Source organism: Sphingobacterium deserti (assembly GCF_000757725.1).
GTDB lineage: Bacteria > Bacteroidota > Bacteroidia > Sphingobacteriales > Sphingobacteriaceae > Sphingobacterium > Sphingobacterium deserti.
The window spans coordinates 90,748-110,435 of record NZ_JJMU01000061.1; the positions used below are offsets into that span (position 1 = coordinate 90,748).

The following is a 19,688-nucleotide window of genomic DNA, read 5'->3' on the forward strand; positions in this document are numbered from 1 at the left end:
CAATACGTTAAAAGTTCTTTGCATGCAAAAAAAACTTTAACGTATCGATTAGCTGTTAAGCAAAATAATGATTTTTGGAACAATGAGAATTGTGATAAGTATACAAAAGCAAACGACGGTCGTTGTAAATCTATGTCTAAATGACATCTTCCAAATCGGGAGCAATATGATTGGAAGAATGAGCGCTATCCAAAATATTAACCCTGCTAAACGACTGATACTTCTTGACCCCTCGGTCAGGTCTCCTTTTGTGATTTCTTTAAGATATTTTACACTATACAAACCATCTACCACATAATGGCGAATGGCATTTGTTCCTCCAAAAGGGCCAAACATGTAAAGTAGAAAAACGAATAGGCAAATGCCAACAATAATGAAATACAGAATTTTTTTTATCATCATAATACTATCTTAAGTCAATTTCGATTACGTTCGAACAATTATTTTCTATATCGCTTATAGGCCTTTTTCCGTATAGAACATCTTTAACTTTCTGCCAATCTGTTCTTACGGAATTTGCAGCACCGACCGTAGCTGAACCGCCATTCATATTTACAAAGTTAGAAAAACCCGACTGAAAGGGGGTCCAAAGATTATCAGCTCGGCTAAATGGAAAACTTTCGTTAAGAAAAAATTCCGTTAAATCATGAAGATCAGTACTAAGAATATCGTATATTTAATATTTACACATTTCACAATGAAAGAAGCTACGTCGCAATCATTCTATGATCTATCTGCAAAATCTCCCGCAGGGAGGGAAATCGCTATGGAAGATTTTAAGGGAAAGGTCGTTCTTATTGTCAATACGGCTACGCGATGTGGCTTGGCTCCGCAGTTCGAAGGATTGGAAGATTTGTATCAGCAATATAAGGATCAAGGACTTGTTGTACTTGGCTTTCCATGCGATCAGTTTGCTGGACAGGAACCTGAAAGCAATGCGGATATGGAAGAGGCTTGTAAAGTCAACCATGGCGTTACCTTTCAGCTTACCGAAAAATGTGATGTGAATGGTTCCCATACGCACCCCGTCTTTAAATATCTGAAAGGCAAACTACCAGGCATATTGGGTAACCGAATAAAATGGAATTTTACCAAATTTCTGGTCGATCGACAAGGGAAACCGGTCAAACGTTTTGCGCCTATAACTAAGCCGGAGAAGATCGAAAAGGACATTGTGAGTCTACTGCACGCGTAATTTTTGCTTGCCAGGCGTTATAGCTGCGAAATCCGTATTAATTTTTGTGATCTGAATGATTGCGACGACGCCTTGTCTTTCGCGTCCTGTTAATGATTAAAACGCATATGGCGACAAAGAAAATTCCGAAAACATAAGGATATAGCATAGTTAATTATTTGCTATATGAACAGCTTAAGATGTGAAATGGTTTCCAACTTCTTGAACAGCTATATCAATATGGAAAAAGCCTTGATTGTGTGTACAACACGTGTCAAGGCTTTCCGAACGTTCATTAATCGCTATTGTGCTATGCTTTCATATCCTTCTCTTCTAGTTTTTCCAATTTGTAAACGAATTCATCAAGCTTTGTTAAGCTATAGGATGCTCCTTCTTGCAATTGAAGTTCAGCTGCGGCGACTTTTCCTAAATTAAGTACATGTGATCTATCCCCCCGGTAAGAAAACCGGCATTCGAATTCGTTAACAATAACAACCTTAATCTTTCTCGTGCGATTGGGGAATAAGGTTTTGAAATCTTTTGTTATCCGTATTTGGTTTTTCTTAACGTCATCCGCCGTAATTTTATTGCCGCGTGATGGTAGTATGGCTTGGATAGGAGGCTGCGCATCAGATTCTGCTGTACTACTGTCTGCAGGAGTAGTAGGAGTCGCCGTTTTATTGATGATGTTTCGGATGTAATAGAGTCTGTTGCGCGATTTTTCATTGGAGCGCTCATCGATTTCGAAATCATCTTTTCTGGATTTAAATAAATGGGATACTTTTTCAAACCCATAATTTCTCGCATCAAAATCCGGTTTTCTTTTCAAAATAAGGCTGCCGATCTCGCCCAAAAATGCCCACCCGTTTTCATCAGCAGTGTCATCCACTGCATCTTTAAGCATCAATAGCGTGTCATCATCGAGTTCGGTGATGTTTACCTCCTCCGGTAAAGTCTGCGGTTCAATGCTGGCCATGTCGTTACGACTGGTAGCTTGATTATCTTCTGGGGATGGCGTCTCCACTGGAGGCGTCTTAGGCGTCGTATGATTATTTTTCCTATTATTCTTCTTTGCCGGAGCGACCTTCTCCAAAATTTCTACATAGATAAACTTGTCACAAGATGCAATAAACGGTTTTGGCGTTTTACGTTCACCGATGCCGATCACAAGTTTACCTGATTCCCGCAGCCGCGTTGCCAGTCTTGTAAAGTCGCTGTCACTGGAAACGATACAGAATCCATCCACCCGATCAGAATGCAAAATATCCATTGCATCGATAATCAACGCTGAGTCGGTAGAATTCTTTCCCTGCGTATAGCTGTACTGCTGGATAGGCGTTATAGCATGAATAAGAAGGCTGTTTTTCCAATTTTCCACATAAGGTCGTGTCCAGTCTCCGTAAATTCTTTTTATTGTTGGAATCCCATAGCGGTTGACTTCGTTCAATATTTCCTCAATCTTCTTCGACGATACATTATCTGCATCGATCAATATTGCAATTTTTAAATCTTTTTGATTTGCCATTATTGTGCTGTCCGTAATACAATTTGCCCAACTATCCGCTGGGCAAATGACAAAATACGATATTCTAGACGTGTTTGCAAGTACTAAGACTGAGGCTCAGTAACCTGCATAACCTCATCCTGGCTGACACTGACTACGCCTTTCACTTTTTTAAAATAGGCAATGGCCTTTTCAATAGACTTGCCTTTTGGAATCTGAATGGCCACCCCGTGCAAGTTTTCATAATCAAATAGAAGTTTAGCGCCATACGCTTCAATAGTTTCAAGCAGTTTTTCTTTCCCAACCGCAGGGTCGTAATACATGATCAAGTTTCGACTTGCGTTAGCTGCTTGTTCATTTTGTTTGCTTGTTGGCGTTTTACTACGCATGCTGGTGCTGCTACAATTTGTAAGAAATAGGCCGCTGATGCAGAGCGGCAGTAGGAACTGAAGAAATCGTTTGTTCATTGTTTTTACGCATGTTGTTTATAACAGGAGGATGTCAAAAAACTTGCCAACAGCATAAACGGTTACCTATTTAAGCGCTTGGAGATATATTTTATAAGAATGAATGGCTGAATAGGCTGTTCGCTTAGCTTCTAAACAATTGTACAACGATCGTTGTTATTTGGAAGACCAAAGTTCTACGACACATGAAGGAAAGCGTTAAGAAGCTTACAGTATTAGGTAGTTTCAATCAGGTATTAATTTTTTTAGTGCTTTTATTTGCCATTTTACATTTTGCAAAATCTTTTTTAGTACCCATCGTTACTAGCGGATTATTTGCTATGCTGCTGGTGCCCGTATGCCATAGATTGGAACATTGGGGCATGAAGCGCGGCTGGGCCGCAGTACTTGTGGTACTCGTTACGATGCTATTGATTGTAGGCGTGTTGTACGTTTTAGTAAAGGAGCTTGTGGGGCTTGGGGGAGATTTGGTCATTATTGGAGATCGGGTAGGAGAGATGTTGGATCAAGGCTATAATTTTGTTTCAGATCGATTTAATGTATCAAAGTTAAAGCAGAAGGAATACCTCAACAAGCATATAGCGCAGTGGTCAAGCTCGGCAGGTAAAATGGTGGGTGGGGCAATATTTTCTACGGTTTCCGTCTTGGGCAATATGCTCATTATTACCATTTACACCATTTTGATGTTGATCTACCGAATTCGTATCAAGCGTTTTGTGTTTCAGTTGGTGAGCAGACATGCTGGATTCAATGAGGTGGGGCATGCCCGTAGTATTGTTGAAAAAATCACGAAGGTTTCCAGTTTATATGTCGGTGGTATTTTTTTGGTCGTATTCATACTATCCATCATATACTTTCTCGGGCTTACCATTATTGGTGTCAACAATGCATTATTTTTTGCTATTCTAGCCGCTTTAATAAATGTGATCCCTTATATAGGCTCGGTAGCCGGTGGCGCCATTGTGGTGCTTTATACTTTAGTAACTGGGGATACAATGACTTTGCCCATCGTGGTGGCTGTGTTCTTTACCGCAGTGCAACAGCTAGACAGTTATGTGTTGACGCCGAAAATAACAGGCGGACAGGTAAAACTAGGGCCACTATTTACAATTATGGTGTTACTTCTCGGGGGTATGGTGTGGGGTGCCGCAGGTATGATCTTGTTTATCCCTTTGCTAGGCATTTTTAAGGTGATTTTTGATAATGTGGATCCGTTAAAGCCTTACGGACATTTGATAGGAGATTAATCAGGATTCACTTTTTTCACCCTTTTTAGCAGTCAATTTTTTGTAGTATATTATACATTTTATCACAAAGTAGCTTAGCGCAATAAGCATCGCAGTCAGTCCAATAGCGATCGACACATAGTTGATCGACAAAGAATTAAATTTGTGCGCGAAGCCCATGAACGTTAAATGTAAGCCACCGTAAAAAAACGCTGTGAACATTAAAACCCGCTGTATGACTTTCCTCTTCAACTATAGATAGCTTTGTGTAAAATAAAATATGCGTGAGACCCCTGTCGTTAGTTGTCTGATAGAAACGGTCTACTTTCTAACACCTGATTTAACCAAAGATATTATATTCACCGCTGCTTTGCAAAAAATGAAAGCGAATATGTATTTGAAACGCCCATAATAAATTGATGAACAATGGTTTCTACCCGTGGAAAATATGTTATTTTTAATACTTACCTGACCTAACTCGTTGTGGAGTCCTGCTCGCGACATTGGTCAGGTTTAAATAAGTGATCACGCATTTAGTAATACAGTAGGCTGTCGCGATAAATATGAACAATGCGCCCACAATTAAGGATGAAAAATTAAATATGTTTTCATCAAATTTCGATTCCAAACCCACACCAACTAAATTGATCCCTACATAGAACAGGACGAATAACTTAACGAGTTTTTGTATTAACTTTCTTTCCATTGTACGCAGTTTATAATGTGAAAAAATGATTAGCACTGTTGATAGAACAAAGCTAGACGTTTTTCATTTTGGCTACAAATCGAGCTTTTGAAATGTAGTATTTCAATTACACTCGAATACTATTTATAAACAATTACTCGAGGAAATCGTTTCCTATAAAATGTTGACAATCATCTAATACAACTAGAATATGTGGTCCCAAGAAGAAAATTGTTTATACGGCTCGTTTAGATTTACGGATTTTTCAGAAGCGTTTGCCTTTATAACACAGGTTGCACTGTTAGCGGAAAAATACCAACACCATCCTACAATAAAAATTACATTTAATAAAGTCGAACTTTGGCTCAATACGCACGATGCAGGTGACATCATCACAAGTAAAGATACCAAACTTGCAGAAGCGATATCGGAACTACTCGCTTGATAAATGACATGTATATCTCGGTAAGTAAATGGGAATTCTCGATGAGGAATTTCGATCTATTGCCAATAGTAGGTAAATAAAAAAAGGTTTTCAAACGGGGAGAATGAAAACCTTTGCTAACCAATTATAAACCTAAATTATGATGGTACAAATATAGTGTAATTTATACACTAAGTGCAAATTTATTTTTATTTTTTTTGAGGGCCTTTAAAAAAGTAAGATGCGCTAGCAAAAGAAATCCCGGAATGGAGTGTCCCGGGAATCCTAACTTAATTACTAACCTAATTTATGAATAATGAATCTTGCCTATAGAACGATGCAGAAGTGAATTGGTTCTGACGATATGATAGGCATGTTGAAGTTTCCTGCCTGAACCATCGCGCTTCTCGCATAAAAAAATGGTATTCAAAGAGGAATTGTCTTCAAGAATCTTATTTATTATTATGACCTACAGATGAAAGGAACGTGATCGATAAAAGATTAGCTTTACCTAACGTATTTTTAAATGGAGTGTTGATTCATACAATAACCTCAACCTGTTTACGACTAAAGCGTTTTTAAATAAAAATAACAGCATATGAACACAGCAAAACTAGCCCTTATTACGGGAGGAAGCCGCGGTTTGGGACACGATATGGCTTTAAACCTGGCAAAAAATGGTAATGATGTCATTCTTACCTACCTCAGCAACGAAAAGCAAGCCCTCGAGGCAGCAGCACAGATTGAAAAGTTGGGACAGCGAGCCTATGTTTTTCAATTGGATACCCGCGACAGTGGTAAATTTGATGGCTTTATCAAGCAGCTGATGGATGGTTTAGAGGCGGAGGGACGCGAGCCCAAAATAGATTTTCTAATTAACAATGCGGGCACGGCACTTTATGCCAGTTTTATGGAAACTACCGAGGAGCAAATAGACGAGATGTTTCATATACATTTTAAAGCGGTGTTTTTCTTAACGCAAAAATTAGTGCCTTATTTGCGAGACGGCGGCCGTATTGTAAATATCTCATCCGGGCTAGCACGCTTTTCTTTTCCCGGCAGCTCCGGTTATGCCGCTATGAAGGGGGCTGTGGAGGTCTTGACCCGGTACTTGGCAAAAGAGCTGGGTAGCCGGAATATCGCGGTAAATGTAGTCGCACCTGGCGCTATTGAAACTGATTTCGGTGGCGGCCGCACACGCGATAATAAAGAGATTAATGCAAATATTGCGGCGGCGACGGCACTCGGTCGTGCCGGTCTTCCTGAAGATATCGGCGCTGTCGTAGCGTTTCTCTGCTCCGATGATGCACGCTGGATTAACGGCCAACGAATTGAAGTTTCCGGTGGGATGCTGTTGTAAAAATTTTTTGAACGCAAACAAAAAGGATTTCAGCATTGACGCTGAAATCCTTTTTGTTTTAATATGTTAAGTCTATTCTGTATTGCGTTACTGCGCTAGGCTGGCGGTCAACGTAATTTCAAAGCTAAATGCACCGCTTACTGGGCAATTCTCTTTTGCTCCTTTTGCAATTTCTTGAAACTGGTCATCGGAGATGTTAGGTACGGTGGCCTCTAAAGTTAGCTCAGATTTTACAATTTTTCCATTATCTAAAGATATGATGGATTCAGTTTGCAATTTTTCAGGTGTAAACCCTGCCTCGGTAAGATCCAAGCTTAACTTCATGGTGAAACACCCGGCATGTGCAGCCGCCAAAAGTTCCTCGGGGTTAGTGCCTATGCCATCTGCGAAGCGGCTATTAAAAGAATATTGGGTTTGGTTTAGTACTGTACTCTGCGTAGTGAGGTGTCCTTGTCCTTCTTTTACGGTTCCGTTCCAAACGGCTGTTGCTTTACGTTTCATATTACTTACCTTTATTTTACCTATATAACAATCGCTATCATAAATGGTGTGTGTATTTTTTGAAAAAAAAACGCTCGCGTTCGTGTACAAGCATATCGGTTTGGTACGTTATCGACTATTCATCAAGTCCTTTGTCATTTTTATTCTTATTTTTAAAGTAATTAACAACATCAGACGTCTTACTTACCATGGACGTTTCACAGCATTTAGAGATGGCAGACAGAAATTCCAAATCAGTAGCAGATTTGATCAAGACTTACAGCGGTCAACTCTTGCGTTTTGTGAAGGGAAGGGTGAAAAAAGACGAAGACGCGGAGGATATTTTGCAAGATGTCTGGGTTCAGTTTAGTCGGTTAACCAATATCGAAGATTTGGAAAATGTGGGCGCCTGGCTATACCGCGTTACCCGCAATAAGATAACGGATAGCTACCGGAAGAAAAAGGTAGACACCTTGGACGACATGCTCGACACGAGCGATGAGGAGAGCTTTCCTATACGCCAGCTTTTGATAGCGGACGATTCGCAAAATCCGGAATTGAAAATGTTCAAAGACATTTTTTGGGATGAGTTAATGAAAGCGTTGGCGGAGCTGCCGGAGAAACAACGTCAGGTCTTTATTATGAATGAAATCGAGGATATGACTTTGCAAGAGATTGCAGACCAGGAGAACGAGAAGCTGAAAACCATCATCAGCCGAAAAGGATATGCGGTGAAACACCTGAGGTTGCGGTTGCGGAGTTTGTACGAGGAATTAAACTATTAAAATATACAGCACATGGGATTCACGACGAAAGGAAAAAAGAAGGGCAAATTTGTATTTGTTTTGTTCGCCATACTTCTTGGTGTTGGGCTACTAATTGCGTTCCTGCAGTTTTTATGGAATACATTAGTGACCGATATTTTTGGATTGCGGGCGATCGGTTATTGGGAGGCCTTGGGATTATTTATTTTATCACGAATACTCTTCGGACATGGTTTCGGTAAGCAAAAAAGAGGGGTAAGAAAGCGTTCCGAAAATGAAAAAGAGCTAAGCGAGCAGGACAGGGAGAAGTTGAAAAGTGAATGGCGCCGCCGCTTCGAAGAACGTTTTAAATGTTAACGATAGCGGGCAAAGATGAGATAGTACATCAGTATTCGCCATCTAGGGACTTGTCAGTATGTGCGATAATAAATACCGTAAAGTTGAGGTATATTAAAGTAAACAGCGCACACAACCGTCTGCTTCAACAAAGGCCTTTAGCAGTTTTAAACGAAGTCAACGCGACCAGCTAGCTATCTTACAGCAAGTGATGTCTCGATGGCTTCAAACCTCAAAAAAATGATTTATTTAAAAAAAAAGAAAAAAATGAAGAACAGATTTAAACATGGGCTACCCAGATTATTCGGTGGAATTGTAGTCATCGGGTTGGTCGGCTTTTTAATTATAAGCATTATTAAAGCTTTGTTGCTTATCGTATTTACGGGTGCTTTTGTAGCCTTAATCATGGCTTACCTTTACAAAAAGCGTTTAAAACGACGGAACCGATCGGCTTTTAGCAGCCATGCGAAACGCAGCCGTTTTGACGGTTTTCCAAATAGCGTAACGCCTGCTCCATTATTTGCCAGCAGGACGAAGGCAGCAATAATGCCTATTCGATAACCGCCATATCTAAATCTTGCTATTATGTTTAAAAGAGATCAAAACACAGCGACCGATCAAGATCGATCAGGCCCATGGAGTGGACGATTCCGAGAAAAATTTGAAAGAATACAAAAGCATCTGTTTGATGCGGATGCAGCGCTAGGGGGGAGTGGTTCCATGAGCGCAAGATACGATGCGCCTGTTAATATTGTTGAGCACTTGGATTATTTCGAACTACAGTTATTTGCAGCTGGAAGAAAAAAAGAGCTTTTTACTATAGCTATTGAAAATACTATATTATCGCTGTCTTACGAGGAGCCCGCCGAACATAATCAATCGACTTTTGCGTACCGCGAACACATACCGTCCTCCTTCAAACGTAATTTCCTGTTGGATGAGCAGATGCTGACCGACAACATTCAAGCCAGTTTTGAAGAAGGAGTGCTGACTGTAATTTTGCCTAAAAATCCGGAGGCAATAAAACCGGCGAGAGTAGTGAAAATAGATTAGACCATCAAAAAGTATTTAGTTCTGTAGCAACCTTCGGGTTGCTTTTTTTTGTCGAAAGGCAAAGGCAGTACTTGGCCAAGTAAAAGAAGACATGATTTATTGGTCTTTTTATGTAATTTAATTATACTAATTCTAAATAATAAAAGTTTGTTTATATTTGCCCAAACAACATACGGGTTATCCAAAGAGTGGACCGTTGTTTAGAGCGCAGTTTAATACGTTAAATTACATACAATGAAATCATTACCTTATTTATTTCTTGCTTTTATAGCACTTGTGCTAGGTACACAAGCGGCATCTGCCCACGCCATTTGGTTAGAAAGTTCAGCAAAGGCTACAAAAGGCCAAGCTCAGGAAGTTCGTGTTTATTACGGCGAATATGCTACAGGAGAATTGGAAAAAACGACTGCTTGGTATTCCGATTTAAAATCATTGGAGGTATTTGTAGTGAAGTCTGACCAGTCTGAAGAAAAATTGACCTTACAAGATAAAGGCGATCATTTTGTAAGTACATTCACACCGACGGAAGATGGCGTTTATTTAATTTATACCTCGCATCCAACGAAAGATCTGGGCGGAAAAACGCGCTATGAGTTTACATCGCAAATTGCAGTTCAAGCGGGGAAGTCTGAAGCAGTGGCCAAGAGCAAACTACCTTATCAACTGACCATAGGTACAAAAGCTATAAAAAAAGGTGGAAAAGTTGCACTTCAAGTGACGAATAACGGTCAGCCGGTAAAGGATCAAGATGTGTTGTTAATGTCTGAAGCAGGTTGGTCAAAAACATTTAAGACCGATGCACAAGGCATTGCGAATGTTGATGTGCTTTGGTCTGGGAAATATGTGGCAGAATTTGGTCACAGCGAGGAAGTGAAAGGCACTTGGCATGGACAGGAATATAACGCGACTTGGCAAGGGCTAACGACAAGTTTTTTAGTAAAATAGCTGCATAAATTTTCATATGTTGTATCGCCACAGTTGGTGGTGGTACAACATATATCTAAGAATTAATCTACATCACTTATAGCAAATTTCGATAGCACCACGTCATGTTTACCTTGATCATATTTACCTTTTTTGCAGGCTTTCTATGTCTAATGAATACTTCCAAGCGCATCAGTTGGCCGGAGAAGCATCCTTACCTGCTACGCCTGAGCGGCAACACCATGAAATGCCGACTTTCCGCAGGTACACTGTTCATTTTGGCTACTGCGTTAAGCATCTATTTTCTGGGCCTAGGAAGCGGAATATTCAGTGCTATCGTTATTTTGATGGCTGTTGGTTGTCTTTGTGTACTTTTTTTTCCGTTTCGTTATATCAACCGCGTTGGTATCCTTTCTTTATTATGCATCAGCTTGTTGCTAGAATTGCTATTTTAAACCATGCCAGCAAATAAAAAATACTTAACCAAATCGCCATGGCTTCGCCTCAGCAAAATATTGGCAGGGACTATTGGTGGTTATACCGTAATGATTAGCTTCCATCTAGCGCTAGCCACATTTTTGCCGAAAGATGCTGTAGTAGCGACATCGTTTATACTTGGCTACCTGATGTGGGCGTTTCTATTATTGTGGGCGTTTGTGGCAAAAAACGTATGGCGCGTTTGGCTCACATACCTCATACTTACAATACTTTTTCTAATACCTTACTTGTCTACCACAACCTTTAATTATGGATCCTAGAAAATATAATATCTATTTCCATACGCATACCATCAGTGGCATTATCATCGCCGCACTTCTCTATGTCATTTTTTTTGCAGGCTCATTTTCTTTTTTCAAAGATAATATTACCGCTTGGCAAAAAGGAAAATCTACTAAAGCAGAGCCTATATCTGCCGATTACAACTATCTCTTAGATTCGCTGGGTAGCAAATATGACCTTCGCGGACGTAATATTGATTTTTTCTACCTCAAGCAAGGGCAGGGAGCGTATGTCAGCATGAGTACCTCACAGGATACTATGGTGAGCAAACCAAAACCTGTTGTTAAGAAGGAAGGCAGGAGGGGGCGGCGCGGTGCGGAAGAAGATTCAGCCTATTTCCTATATTACTTTGCCGATAAAACGCCGAGCTCCTACGCTGAGGGCTACGATATGGGTGAATTCCTTTACCGCCTCCACTTTCTGGCGCAACTAAACCAGTTGCCTATTCGTATAGGAACACCTTTCGGCTATCTGCTAGCCGGTATTGTGTCGTTTTTATTCTTGTTTGCGCTTATCACCGGGCTATTTTTGCACTGGGAGAAAATTAAAACTAACTTCTTTCTATTTCGACCATTCAGTAAATGGAAGACCGTATGGACAGATATGCATACGGCATTAGGTGTTATTGGCTTTCCTTTTCAACTTGTATTCGCTATTACAGGGATCATTCTCATCGTAAATTTTGTGCTTATTACGCCATTCAGTAAGTTGCTCTACGAGGGCAATGAAGAACAGGTGTATGAGGATATGTTGTTCAACAAAAATATTAAGGTGGACTACACCTACACGCCTATGAAGGAGGGCTTCGATCTAAACGCTTTTGTGTCCAGCTGGGAGTCGAAATGGAAGGATGCTACGATTTCCCGGATGTATATTCGTAATTTTCAGGATCAAAGTATGCAGATAGGCGTTGAGTTTAAACCAACGTCTTCTGCTGCGTTCTCCGGTTCGGGCTATGCTTTGCAGGAAATTTCGTCGGGTAAGGTTCTTTCCTATAAATCTCCTACAGAAGATGCTACGTATGTTGATGGCGTTAAGAGCATTATCTACCACCTACATTTCGGCGATTTTGGAGGCAAACCGTTGCAAATTGTATTCTTTATCCTTGGATTGACAGGTTGCTTGGTGATCATATCAGGCATCGTAATATGGCTGGTAGCTAGAGATAAAACAAATGTTCCACACTATAAGCGTAAATTTAATTTTTGGGCATCCAATTTTTTCTTAGCAGGATGCCTGAGCATGTTACCCGTTACTGCGTTTACTTTTGTCATGCTAAAGGCGCTGCCCGTAATTAATCAATCTGTTATTTACAACGTATATTTCTACAGTTGGCTTATTTTAGGTATTTATTTAATGGCGCTGCGCAACCTAGCCCGGATGAATAGGCATGTGCTTTTTCTTTCTATTATTACCTGTTTGGCTGTTCCTTTCGCAAATGGATTTAGCACGGGGCTTTGGATGTGGAAGGCTTGGGCTATCGGTGCAACGGATATCTTCTTTATTGATGTGTTATTTATTGTCTTGTCTGGTTGTTGTCTATATGCCTTTCTCAAAATGAAGAAACAAGCTAAACCTTTTCAGGTGTTGGCAAAAAAATAGCTATTTCAATATTTTAATGGTAAGAAGGTGTTTAAAAGTGATTAGTTTCCGTTCATTGCGAGAAGGAGGGACGACGCAATCTTAGCAAACAACAATCCAGATTGGATTGCTTCGGAGCTGCCATCGGCGGTCGTCATACTTCCTCGCGATGAGGCATTTTGATGTTAATCAATTATCTTTTTAGACAGTCCTTTTTGTTGTAGGCGCATGATTAATTTAAACATGGCTCATCAGCTCGAGCGAGGTCAGTCAAACGTTTTTCCGATGTTGCTTGTTCATCATAAAAACTAAAACATCATATGGAACAGATCACAGTAACAACAGAGCGAGGTATTGAAAAAACAACGACATTAAAAAATGGCGATGTGCTTCTTGAAATAGCCGCTCTTGAAAAAATTGATCAGTTGGAAAACCATGCCGTTGCCTACTTTATCAATCATGAACCCGTTGATCAGCAGACCTATCGGACTCGACTGCAACAGGGATAATCTATGGAGTGGGAGACCTCCTGCTTCATCGTGGCATTTACGTATATCATGAGGTTGTGCAAATGTTTGCCCGCAAAAAATTGGATAAAATTTTATATTTTTAGCGCTTAAAAAAAGATACATGGCATCAGGAATTTTTGCAATATTCGACGATATTGCGGCTTTAATGGACGATGTTGCGGTAGCGAGTAAAGTGGCTACGCAAAAAACGGCAGGGATCCTCGGCGACGATTTAGCGGTAAATGCAGAAAAAGCTACAGGATTTCTTTCTTCTAGAGAGCTTCCTGTTTTATGGGCAATCACAAAAGGATCTTTATTGAACAAGATTATTATTGTACCCATCGCCTTGCTGTTAAACATTTTCTTTCCCATTGCCATTACGGTTATTCTCGTATTGGGTGGGTTTTACCTAGCTTACGAGGGTGTTGAAAAAATTATCGAGTACATATTTCATCGGTCAAAGACTGGCGAAGAGGTCATCGAGGAGCGGAAGGAGAATGGAGCTGACTTGGAAAAAGCGAAGATCAAGTCTGCAGTGATGACGGATTTCATACTGTCGGTGGAAATTGTCATTATCGCGCTAGGCACTGTTCTGGATCGCGAATTAACCGTACAGATCTTAACGGTATCTGTGGTGGCCATAATTGCCACTGTTGGCGTGTATGGGATAGTCGCGTTAATCGTGCGGATGGACGATGCCGGCTACGCGCTCATTAAGAAATCCGATGATAAAGGTATTTGGTCGAAAGTTGGACGTATCTTGGTAAAATCTCTGCCAATTATTATCAAGTCATTAGCCGTGATTGGTACAATCGCCTTGATATTGGTGTCTGGCGGTATATTCGTTCACAACATTGCTTTTTTCCATGATCTTCTACCTGGGAAACCGTCTATCGTTAAAGAAATGGGAATAGGGTTACTCGCCGGCTTATTGGTTGTCGGTGTGGTCAATATCTTTAAAAGTATATTCAAAGTGAAGCCGCAAAGCTAGCGAAGTCTCTGATAAATTATATGGCCATTGTTGGACGGAGAAGCATGTTAATAGAGAGAGGCTATCTTTTGTATCCTCGCCTGGCTACCGATTAGACAATTGGCTTCTCTATAATCGTTAGCTAGGGTTTCCTCTACACAACGGAGAAGTTCGTTACGATTTCTTGCCATACCTTGAGTCTATCGCTGTTAATCTGTTCTTAATATTGGTTTCTTATATTTGAGTTATGAAAGAAAATAGAGTCAAAAGCGCGGTAATTTTAAAAGAAACTGTCGACGATTCCCACAAATTTAGACCGCTGCCAGTTGCCACAGGATCCTACCCTTATAGGCTGAGGTTGGATGATGTCCTGGATGATGCGGCTGACGCTTTTCAGGATAAAATATCTTTTCATATGCTTGGCGATACAGGAAGTCCGAGATATTCCGCGTTTCAGGCCGTTGTTGCACATGTTTTGAACGGACAGAGTAATCGCGAATTGCATGCTGAAAATACACCAGCCTTTTTATACCATCTTGGTGACATCGTCTACAACCATGGTGAGGCTTCCGCCTATCCAGATCAGTTTCTAAAGCCATATGAGCGCTATGAAGCACCTATCTTTGCCATTGCAGGCAACCATGATGGAGACATCAACCCGGAGAGTAAGGTTCCTTACAAAAGCTTAGCAGCTTTCATGGATGTTTTTTGCGATACGGAACGTCGACCAATAGATTTTGCAGGCGGTACTACGCGCAAAAGTATGATTCAGCCTCATGTTTATTGGACACTGGAAACGCCTACGGCCCGTTTTATCGGCCTATATCCAAACACTCCTAAACATGGCGAAATCGACGCCGAACAACGCGATTGGTTTATCAATGAACTTCGGCATGCGGATACCTGTCGCAGCGAGCAAGCTATTATTGTTTGTATTCATCATGCACCATTTTCTGCAGATACGAATCATGGTTCAAGTGAAAAGATGATTGATTTTCTCGAGAGCGCTTTTCTGGAGGCCAATGCAAGACCCGATATTGTGTTTAGTGGACATGTGCACAACTATCAACGCTTTTCGCGCAGCTACACCGATGGACAAACGGTTCCTTTCATCGTAGCTGGCGCCGGCGGCTATGTAGATTTGCATAGTGTAGCAACAACTGACGACGATTTCGTCAAAGAGATGCCGGTAACAGAAGGCACGGTGTCTTTAGAATCGTTCTGTGAAGATCGTTATGGTTTTCTGAAAGTAAGTGTGGAACGTGCACCGGAAGGGTTGCTCCTTCATGGTGAGTATTACATACTTCCTGAAACGGCTGAGGATTTGCAACGTGTGGAAGCGTCTTTATTTGATCGTTTTTCCGTTATAATTAATCGGAAGACGCATGCATCACAGGTCGTTTCAGCATATACAGCTTCGCTTGATTAATGGAGGTGTAGTGGTTCTATTTTCAGGGTTGTAACAGTGGTTTTATTGTCTGCCAGACATTTTCTGCCACTTTAATTTGGCCTTCCTTAGTAGGGTGTATACCATCCGACTGGTTTAGCTGCTGCACACCGGCCACATCTGCCAATAAAAACGGTATCAAATGCATATTTTGCTCCTTTGCTAAGGCTGGATAAATAGCTTTAAATTCTTCAAAGTATTGGGTTCCCACATTGGGTGGCACGAGCATGCCGGCAAGCACAAGTTTGCATGAAGGGTATTTATCACTAACCTTTTTGACGATATTACGCAGATTCTTATACGTCGTGCTAGGATCGACGCCACGCAGGCCATCGTTAGCGCCCAACTCTAAAACAAAAACATCAACGGGGTTTTTTAAAAGCCAATCAATGCGTTCATTACCTCCAGCACTTGTCTCGCCGCTTAGTCCAGCATTCACCACTTTATAAGGTAGATTTAGCGCATCTATCTTCGTTTGTATAAGCGCCGGAAATGCATCTTCCGGATTGTCAAGGCCATATCCCGCCGTTAGGCTATTTCCAAAAAACAAAATAGTTTTGCTGCTATCTTTTTTCGTGACGGATTTCACCGCTGCATCTTTATTTTGCTTATCAGCATTGCTTTTCACGCTGTTGTTGCAGGCAATTGAAAAAATGACAACGAAAAGAAACAGGCAATGTTTATAAAGTGAATTCATATTACTAATTTAATAACAAAGTAATTAAACGACAAGTATGTCATCAACTATATTAGCGTTAAAAAACGTGTCAAAATCCTACGGACGTGGTGCTGCCGCCGTCCAGGTGTTAAACGATATTGATTTGAAGATTGAAGGCGGCACATCACTTGCGATAGTTGGTCCTTCTGGAAGCGGAAAGACCACTTTGCTTGGATTGTGTGCAGGTCTTGATCAATCGACCGGTGGCGAAATTACATTAAACGGCGTTTTATTGAACGGCCTCAATGAAGATCAGCTCGCTGCTGTACGAAATGAACATGTCGGATTTGTGTTTCAGAACTTTCAATTGTTGCCCACGCTTACTGCACTCGAAAATGTGATGGTTCCTCTCGAGCTGCGAGGTATGAAAAATAGGAAGGCAAATGCACTTAACCTTTTAGACAAGGTCGGCCTTGCCGACCGCGCTACGCATTACCCCTCACAGCTTTCTGGCGGCGAACAGCAGCGCGTTTCATTGGCGCGAGCATTTGCGAACAACCCCAAGATCTTATTTGCCGATGAGCCTACAGGAAATCTCGACGCGGAAACCGGCGCACTGGTTGAAAGTCTGCTGTTTGATTTAAACCGTTCTTCGGGCACTACCTTGGTGCTGGTGACGCACGATTTAGATCTCGCAGCGAAGACAGATCGTATTGTACCGATAAAGGGGGGAAGGATAGGATGAGTTGGAAATGGATATTTCTCATGGCTTGGCGCGACAGTCGCCGGAGCCGATCTCGCTTATTTTTGTATATATCGTCCATTATCTTAGGTATCTCGGCGTTTGTGGCGATGGATTCGTTCAAATCAGATCTGCAGCGCAATATTGATAGCCAAGCGGCGGAATTACTTGGCGCAGATTTCGAACTGTCTGCACGAGCAACACCAACTAAAGTCGCTTCTGCCTTTATCGACAGCATAGCAAAGTTAAGCGACCAAGCGGCGAAGGAAGAGCGTTTTGTTTCCATGCTTCGCTTTTCAAAGAAAGATGAATCGCGTCTTATACAGGTGCGGGGCCTGTCATCGGGCTATCCATTTTACGGTAAGGTGGAAACCCAGCCGCAAGACGCTTTCCAACTTTTAACGGATTCATCTGTCGTCTTGCTGGAAAACGAACTAATGCTACAGTTTGATGCGGAGGTAGGCGACTCGGTGCAGATTGGGAAGAAGGTGTTCACTATCGGCGGTAGCATAATAAAAATGGCTGGGCGTACTTCTTTTGCCAGCAGTATGGCTCCCTCGGCCGTCATGTCTCTAGAAGCGATGGCACAAACTGGGCTAAAGCAGACAGGAAGTCGGGTGGAATACTTTTACTATTTCAAAATGCCCAGGTCATTTTCTACCGAGGCGTTCGTAAATGCGAATGATGAACGGTTTGAACAAACAAAATTGCGTGCGGCCAGCGTGGCCTCCACGAAGGAAAATACAGGCAGATCATTTGCTGATGTAACGCGGTTTATGCAATTGGTAGGCTTTGTGGCCCTACTTCTGGGAGCTATCGGTGTTTCAAGCGCGGTGCACGTTTACGTACAAGAGAAAATGGTAACCGTCGCTATACTGCGCTGTCTCGGTGCCACAGCCAAAAAGACATTTGCCATATTCTTGGTTCAATTTGCCTGTATAGGTTTGCTAGCTGGTGTATGCGGCGCAGCATTGGGCATACTTATCCAGTATCTGTTGCCTTTTGTTATGCAAGAATTCCTTCCTGTCGCATTATCGTCTACAATATCTTGGACAGCAGTTGTACAAGGCATTTTCCTAGGCTTTACAATCGCAGTTTTATTTGCGCTCCTGCCCTTAGCAAATGTGCGAAGAATTTCGCCCTTAAATACCCTTCGTGTGGTTGCCGATTTGCCAAAAACCGGCTTTGATGTTTTAAAAGTTTCCCTATATATCTTAATTACGCTATTTTTAATCGTCTTCTCACGATTGCAACTCGAAGACTGGACGCAGACCATGTTCTTTATTTTGGGAATTTTTGTCACGTTTCTGACATTGTACGGAACAGCTGCACTTTTGATGTTTCTTGTCCGCCGTTTTTTTCCACATAAATGGCCGTATGTATGGCGGCAGGGTTTGTCCAACTTGTTCAGACCTCGCAATCAAACAACAATCATTATGCTTTCCGTAGGCTTTGGGACAGCTTTGATCGCGATTTTATTTTTTGTGCAGGATATGTTATTGACCCGGGTTAATTTGGGAAACAGCGACGATCAGGCTAATGTGGTATTATTTGATATACAGCCGGCGCAACGTGCAGGTCTTAAAGCAATTATTGAGGCGCAAGGGTTGCCTTTGATGGAAGAGGTTCCTATCGTCACCCTGCAAATAAGTGAAATTAACGGGCAATCGTTGCAGAACGTTGTTGCAGATTCTACGTTGGGATATTCCGCCAATGCATTCAGGGGGGAGATCCGCGCTACCTACCGTGAATCTTTGGGCGAATCTGAAACGTTGACCGACGGGAAATGGGTGGAGGAGGTTGCACCGGATGATACCGCCGCAGTATCGTTGGAAGAAGGGTACGCAAAACGGATAGGAGTGAAGATCGGTGATGCCTTATTGCTTAATGTTCAGGGGCTGTTGATGCCTGCGAAGGTGTCAAGTTTTCGTCGGGTAGACTGGAATAGATTTCAAACGAACTTTAGAATGGTATTTGCCAAAGGCTCTTTGGAAGAGGCTCCGCAATTTTATGTATTTATGACCCGAACAACGGATGAATCGCAATCGGCACTATTGCAACGCGATGTCGTTCGTACCTTTCCCAATGTGTCTATTGTAGATTTGCATAGCCTCATTGTCGTCCTGAACGAGTTGCTAGACAAAATTGGCTTCGTTATCACCTTCATTGGTTCATTTAGCATTTTTACGGGAATTGTAGTGCTATTATCATCGTTGATGATCAGCAAATTTCAGCGTCTAAAGGAAAATGTATTGCTACGGACGCTCGGCGCTACGAAAAAACAGATCCGTTACATCTTACTTTCCGAATACCTCTTCCTAGGCTTATTCGCAGCGCTTACGGGTATCTTGATCGCTCTTTTAGCAACAAACCTGCTCGCAGCCTTTGTGTTTGAAGCCGTATTTGTGCCATCTATTCTGTTCATCTTACTATTGATTTCAGCCGTCACACTGATCACCGTTTTTATTGGCGTTTTTAACAGCCTTGGTCTTTTAAATAAGCCGACATTGACCGTACTAAGAAGTGATTAACAGCGAATATTCATCTTTGTAAGAGGTTGAAAAGACCTCTTACAACAATCCTTATTTATCAAAGGAGTTTTAG

General features: G+C 41.6%; 21 protein-coding genes. 16 read left to right on the top strand and 5 right to left on the bottom strand.

Annotation, left to right across the window (positions count from 1 at the left end):
- Positions 1–48: 48 nt before the first annotated feature.
- Positions 49–402: a hypothetical protein gene (locus DI53_RS15855; protein WP_037501891.1), complete on the bottom strand. Its 354-nt coding sequence runs from the start codon at positions 400–402 to the stop codon at positions 49–51.
- A gap of 295 nt (positions 403–697) precedes the next feature.
- On the opposite strand from DI53_RS15855, the gene DI53_RS15860 reads away from it, so the two are divergent.
- A complete protein-coding gene (locus DI53_RS15860) occupies positions 698–1,195 on the top strand; it encodes a glutathione peroxidase (RefSeq protein ID WP_037501895.1) in 498 nt (165 codons plus the stop codon).
- A 289-nt stretch (positions 1,196–1,484) separates the two neighbouring features.
- Here DI53_RS15860 and DI53_RS15865 read toward each other — a convergent pair whose 3' ends face one another.
- Positions 1,485–2,699: an NYN domain-containing protein gene (locus tag DI53_RS15865; RefSeq protein WP_071790514.1), complete on the bottom strand. Its 1,215-nt coding sequence runs from the start codon at positions 2,697–2,699 to the stop codon at positions 1,485–1,487.
- A gap of 83 nt (positions 2,700–2,782) precedes the next feature.
- On the bottom strand, positions 2,783–3,145 hold the full coding sequence (locus tag DI53_RS15870) for a hypothetical protein (protein WP_052072475.1): 363 nt from the start codon (positions 3,143–3,145) through the stop codon (positions 2,783–2,785).
- 185 nt (positions 3,146–3,330) lie between these two features.
- Between DI53_RS15870 and DI53_RS15875 the strand changes: the two genes are divergently transcribed.
- The 3 genes from DI53_RS15875 (at position 3,331) to DI53_RS15895 (ending at position 6,840) form a co-directional block, all read left to right on the top strand.
- Positions 3,331–4,392 carry an AI-2E family transporter gene (locus tag DI53_RS15875; protein WP_037501898.1) on the top strand — a complete coding sequence of 354 codons (1,062 nt, stop codon included), beginning with the start codon at positions 3,331–3,333 and terminating at the stop codon, positions 4,390–4,392.
- Positions 4,393–5,267: 875 nt separating this feature from the next.
- The gene (locus tag DI53_RS15890) at positions 5,268–5,501 is read left to right on the top strand and encodes a 4a-hydroxytetrahydrobiopterin dehydratase (RefSeq protein ID WP_037501906.1); all 234 of its coding nucleotides are present in this window, start codon (positions 5,268–5,270) and stop codon (positions 5,499–5,501) included.
- Positions 5,502–6,078: 577 nt separating this feature from the next.
- Positions 6,079–6,840, top strand: a complete 762-nt coding sequence (locus tag DI53_RS15895; RefSeq protein WP_037501909.1) for an SDR family NAD(P)-dependent oxidoreductase — start codon at positions 6,079–6,081, stop codon at positions 6,838–6,840.
- 87 nt (positions 6,841–6,927) lie between these two features.
- Here the strand turns inward: DI53_RS15895 and DI53_RS15900 are convergent, their stop codons facing one another.
- Entirely contained in the window at positions 6,928–7,341 is a 414-nt protein-coding gene (locus DI53_RS15900; RefSeq protein WP_037501912.1) for an OsmC family protein, read from the bottom strand.
- A 212-nt stretch (positions 7,342–7,553) separates the two neighbouring features.
- Between DI53_RS15900 and DI53_RS15905 the strand changes: the two genes are divergently transcribed.
- From DI53_RS15905 to DI53_RS15955, 10 genes are all read left to right on the top strand, one after another.
- Positions 7,554–8,105 (top strand): RNA polymerase sigma factor, encoded by a 552-nt coding sequence (locus tag DI53_RS15905; protein ID WP_241462452.1) that lies wholly within the window; start codon positions 7,554–7,556, stop codon positions 8,103–8,105.
- 12 nt (positions 8,106–8,117) lie between these two features.
- On the top strand, positions 8,118–8,441 hold the full coding sequence (locus DI53_RS15910; RefSeq protein WP_037501917.1) for a hypothetical protein: 324 nt from the start codon (positions 8,118–8,120) through the stop codon (positions 8,439–8,441).
- 246 nt (positions 8,442–8,687) lie between these two features.
- Positions 8,688–8,981: a hypothetical protein gene (locus DI53_RS15915; protein ID WP_131555323.1), complete on the top strand. Its 294-nt coding sequence runs from the start codon at positions 8,688–8,690 to the stop codon at positions 8,979–8,981.
- 24 nt (positions 8,982–9,005) lie between these two features.
- On the top strand, positions 9,006–9,473 hold the full coding sequence (locus DI53_RS15920) for an Hsp20/alpha crystallin family protein (RefSeq protein WP_052072476.1): 468 nt from the start codon (positions 9,006–9,008) through the stop codon (positions 9,471–9,473).
- A 234-nt stretch (positions 9,474–9,707) separates the two neighbouring features.
- Positions 9,708–10,418 (top strand): DUF4198 domain-containing protein, encoded by a 711-nt coding sequence (locus DI53_RS19725; protein ID WP_052072477.1) that lies wholly within the window; start codon positions 9,708–9,710, stop codon positions 10,416–10,418.
- A gap of 437 nt (positions 10,419–10,855) precedes the next feature.
- The gene (locus DI53_RS15935; RefSeq protein ID WP_037501926.1) at positions 10,856–11,155 is read left to right on the top strand and encodes a hypothetical protein; all 300 of its coding nucleotides are present in this window, start codon (positions 10,856–10,858) and stop codon (positions 11,153–11,155) included.
- A complete protein-coding gene (locus DI53_RS15940; protein WP_037501928.1) occupies positions 11,145–12,779 on the top strand; it encodes a PepSY-associated TM helix domain-containing protein in 1,635 nt (544 codons plus the stop codon). The genes DI53_RS15935 and DI53_RS15940 overlap by 11 nt, the downstream gene beginning before the upstream one ends.
- A gap of 299 nt (positions 12,780–13,078) precedes the next feature.
- Positions 13,079–13,267 carry a hypothetical protein gene (locus tag DI53_RS15945; protein ID WP_037501931.1) on the top strand — a complete coding sequence of 63 codons (189 nt, stop codon included), beginning with the start codon at positions 13,079–13,081 and terminating at the stop codon, positions 13,265–13,267.
- A gap of 121 nt (positions 13,268–13,388) precedes the next feature.
- A complete protein-coding gene (locus tag DI53_RS15950; RefSeq protein WP_037501934.1) occupies positions 13,389–14,258 on the top strand; it encodes a DUF808 domain-containing protein in 870 nt (289 codons plus the stop codon).
- 226 nt (positions 14,259–14,484) lie between these two features.
- Positions 14,485–15,666, top strand: a complete 1,182-nt coding sequence (locus DI53_RS15955; protein ID WP_052072479.1) for a metallophosphoesterase family protein — start codon at positions 14,485–14,487, stop codon at positions 15,664–15,666.
- Positions 15,667–15,688: 22 nt separating this feature from the next.
- Here DI53_RS15955 and DI53_RS15960 read toward each other — a convergent pair whose 3' ends face one another.
- Entirely contained in the window at positions 15,689–16,381 is a 693-nt protein-coding gene (locus DI53_RS15960; protein ID WP_037501937.1) for an arylesterase, read from the bottom strand.
- Positions 16,382–16,418: 37 nt separating this feature from the next.
- Between DI53_RS15960 and DI53_RS15965 the strand changes: the two genes are divergently transcribed.
- On the top strand, positions 16,419–17,087 hold the full coding sequence (locus tag DI53_RS15965; RefSeq protein ID WP_037501941.1) for an ABC transporter ATP-binding protein: 669 nt from the start codon (positions 16,419–16,421) through the stop codon (positions 17,085–17,087).
- Positions 17,084–19,615 (top strand): ABC transporter permease, encoded by a 2,532-nt coding sequence (locus tag DI53_RS15970; RefSeq protein WP_037501944.1) that lies wholly within the window; start codon positions 17,084–17,086, stop codon positions 19,613–19,615. Before DI53_RS15965 ends, DI53_RS15970 begins: the two co-directional genes overlap by 4 nt.
- The last annotated feature ends 73 nt before the right edge of the window (positions 19,616–19,688 follow it).